2 protein-coding genes are annotated in these 2,253 nt (G+C 48.8%); both read right to left on the bottom strand.

Annotated elements, in window-relative coordinates:
* Positions 1-10 precede the first annotated feature (10 nt).
* Positions 11-1,300, bottom strand: coding sequence for a glutamate-1-semialdehyde 2,1-aminomutase (gene hemL / locus AC4E7D_RS14120; protein WP_490174418.1), 1,290 nt, complete (start codon positions 1,298-1,300; stop codon positions 11-13).
* Between the two features lie 6 nt (positions 1,301-1,306).
* Entirely contained in the window at positions 1,307-2,113 is an 807-nt protein-coding gene (locus AC4E7D_RS14115; protein WP_490174417.1) for a glucosaminidase domain-containing protein, read from the bottom strand.
* Positions 2,114-2,253 lie beyond the last annotated feature (140 nt).

Here is a 2,253-nt window from a genome sequence, read left to right as displayed (position 1 = left end):
CCGCCATTTTTTATTTCAATTCAGGAGCGATCTTATCCAGTGCGGTAATGGTGGCATCCAGATCCTCATAACCCAGGGCGTCATTGAGGAAATAGCTTTCAAAGGCACTTGGTGGCAGGTAAACTCCTTCGGCGAGCATGCCGTGGAAATATTTTTTAAAAGTTTCGTTATTGCCCGTCTTGGCCGTTTCAAAATCAACGACCGGAGCTTCCGTGAAGTGTACGGATAGCATACTCCCCACCCTGTTGATCTGATGCACGATCCCATGCTGATCCAAAACCTTTTTGATCCCTTCGTGCAGATAAGCGGTTTTCTTATCCAGGCTCTCGAATACTTCCGGGCGGTTGTTGAGTTGAGTAAGCATCGCCAGTCCTGCACTCATGGCCAGTGGGTTGCCACTCAATGTTCCGGCCTGGTAAACCGGGCCTTCCGGGGCCAGGTAACTCATAATTTCTTTTCGGGCGGCAAAGGCCCCTACGGGCAGTCCCCCACCGATCACTTTTCCAAAACAGAGGATGTCGGCATCAATTCCCAAATACTCCTGGGCGCCTCCCCTTGCTAGTCGGAAACCAGTCATCACCTCGTCAAATATTAATAACACCCCATTTTGTGTACAAAGCTCCCTGAGTCCTCTTATAAAATCAGGGGCTGGGGGTATACAGCCCATATTACCTGCAACAGGCTCGATAATTACAGCTGCGATCTCCCCTTTGTTTGCAGCTATTAGCCTGGAAACATCCTCAAGATCATTGTAGTTGGCAAGCAGGGTGTCTTTTGCGGTACCCTGGGTGACACCAGGACTGCTGGGGCTGCCAAAAGTAACGGCTCCACTACCCGCCTGAATAAGGAAGGCATCCGCGTGCCCGTGATAGCAACCTGCGAATTTGATGATCTTATCCTTCCCGCTAAACCCGCGGGCCAGCCTTACGGCAGACATACAGGCCTCTGTACCGCTGTTCACAAAACGGATCTGATCGATATTGGGCACCATTTCCACGGCAAGCTTTGCCAATTCCGTTTCGAGCTCTGTTGGCATCCCAAAGGAGGTTCCTTTGCGCGCCCGCTCCGTTACGGCAGCAACTACCGGTTCATAGGCGTGTCCCAGGATGAGCGGGCCCCAGGAAGAAATGTAATCAATCAAACGGTTCCCATCTTCATCATACAAATAGGGTCCTTTGGCTTCCTTTACGAATATTGGGGTTCCCCCAACAGCTTTGAATGCACGAACCGGGGAGTTCACCCCTCCGGGAATAACGGCTTTTGCCTCCTGAAACAAGGCACTGCTTCTTTTATAGATCATAAATAGCTATCTGGGTTTTTCGGTCTTAATCTTAAGTTCCTGTCCAATGGATAAGTGGCTGCTATCCATATCGTTTAATTCCATAAGTTCTTTAACAGGTACAAAATACCGTCTGGAAATAGAATAAAGGGTATCTCCCTTTTTCACCTTGTAGACGGTGTAATCATATTCTTTGGGATCCGGTGATACTGCGTATCCTTCGCGCAACACCTGACGGTCATACTTGTAGAGTTGATACCGTTCTATGAAAGAAATCAGTTTCTGGGGATACTTGCGATCTGTCGCATAACCGGCGGCTTTTAAACCCCTGGCCCAGGCTTTATAGTCGTCTCGCCTCAACCGGAACAAAGGAGCATACCGGGACCGACTCGACAAGAATATACTGTGGTCCCTGAAAGAATACATAGGATGGTTGTATTTTCGAAAGCACTCCCCTTTTCTGTCATCGTCATGGTAGGCATAGGCCCCGTCCCAACCGTTATGGCACTTGATCCCAAAATGGTTATTGGTCTTCCGGGTAAGTTCGCCCTGTCCATAGCCGCTTTCCAGAATTCCCTGGGCCAGGGTAATACTGGCAGGGATACCGTAGGCTTTCATCTCCATCTGAGCCACTTCAGCAAAAGTCTCGATGTATTCTTCTATGGAGGCAATATCATAAAAGATAAACTCCCCCTGATCCGAGGGCATGGGATATCCCGTTTCTCCCTTATTGCCGGCAGTTGCATTACGGTCAGTTCGGGAATAGGCCTTCTTCTTTGAGCCACAGGCCTGTACCATCAATGCGAGTACCAATAAGCAGGTAAGTCTTCTCATATGTCAATTAACGGTAACTTCTTTTCCTTTAGTACATTGTTCATCCCCTGTATCCCCTGAAGGCCGCCACTGTGAATAGCAAGTATGCTGCTACCGGCTTTGAACACCTTCTTTTTTACCATGTCTATCAGACCGTAAAG

The organism is Lentiprolixibacter sp. (assembly GCF_982873095.1).
The sequence above is the reverse complement of the archived record's forward strand: the minus strand, read 5'-3'. Positions and strand labels throughout refer to the sequence as shown.

Bases quoted from the DNA above. Each gene is read 5' to 3' on its own strand.
- hemL (WP_490174418.1), bottom strand. From the start codon at position 1,300: ATGATCTATAAAAGAAGCAGTGCCTTGTTTCAGGAGGCAAAAGCCGTT.
- AC4E7D_RS14115 (WP_490174417.1), bottom strand. From the start codon at position 2,113: ATGAGAAGACTTACCTGCTTATTGGTACTCGCATTGATGGTACAGGCC.